The organism is Marinifilum caeruleilacunae, from assembly GCF_013141825.1.
Taxonomy (GTDB): Bacteria; Bacteroidota; Bacteroidia; order Bacteroidales; family Marinifilaceae; genus Marinifilum; species Marinifilum caeruleilacunae.
In genome coordinates, this window is the sequence record NZ_RZNH01000195.1 from 1 (window position 1) to 374 (window position 374).

Genomic DNA, 374 nt, shown 5'->3' on the forward strand with positions numbered 1-374 from the left:
GTTCAAACCGTAATAAATTTATACCTTTCCCTTAAAATTCCTTTATAGTGAATGCGCATTCCGAAGAAATAAGAGAATGTGTATTCACTTATATTGATTATGTCTCAAGGATTCAGGATGAAACTAAATAAAATCATGGCTGTAATGGTCATCAGTTCAGCACTGGTGCTTTCCGGTTGTAGCGCAATGGGTACAGCAATTAAAAAGCGTAATCTGGATGTAAAAACACAGATGAGCGAAACAATCTGGCTGGAGCCGTCAAATAATAAGACCGTTTATCTGCAAATCAAAAATACCTCTGATAAAGATATGAGCGGGCTCCAGTCGAAAATCACCAGTACCGTCACAGCAAAAGGCTACCAGGTCGTCACTAA

General features: G+C 38.8%; 1 protein-coding gene. It reads left to right on the forward strand.

The features are described 5' to 3' along the window. Window positions 1-117 precede the first annotated feature (117 nt). Window positions 118-374, forward strand: a 257-nt coding sequence (gene traT / locus ELS83_RS21995; RefSeq protein WP_216616791.1) for a complement resistance protein TraT, incomplete at its 3' end; no start/stop codon positions are given.